Origin of the sequence: Pelagibacterium sediminicola, assembly GCF_003390885.1 — a bacterium.
GTDB lineage: Bacteria > Pseudomonadota > Alphaproteobacteria > Rhizobiales > Devosiaceae > Pelagibacterium > Pelagibacterium sediminicola.
This window is the reverse complement of record NZ_QMEL01000041.1, coordinates 1-253: the sequence shown is the minus strand read 5'-3', so window position 1 is coordinate 253 and position 253 is coordinate 1. Positions and strand designations below refer to the sequence as shown.

The following is a 253-nucleotide window of genomic DNA, read 5'->3' as shown; positions in this document are numbered from 1 at the left end:
CGAAAGGCGATGATGTCTGTAGTCTTCTTCATGGCGTATCGTTCCTTTGGGAAGTTCTGGCAGGCTTCGACACCCGCCACGATACGCCGCCCTTTCAGACCCCGTCACCCATTTCCCGGCATAGCTCAAACGCGGCCCATATTCGGCGGATGGTGGTGTGCGACAGTCCTGTTGCCGCTGCCATCGAACGGATCGACCAATGGGTGGCGTCCTTCGGCGTCGTGTTCAGTGTTCGCTCGATCACCTCGGCCAC

General features: G+C 59.3%; 1 pseudogene. It reads right to left on the bottom strand.

The window, feature by feature from the left end:
• Positions 1–121: 121 nt before the first annotated feature.
• Positions 122–253, bottom strand: a pseudogene (locus DQG18_RS15920) (IS630 family transposase); the annotation flags it as partial.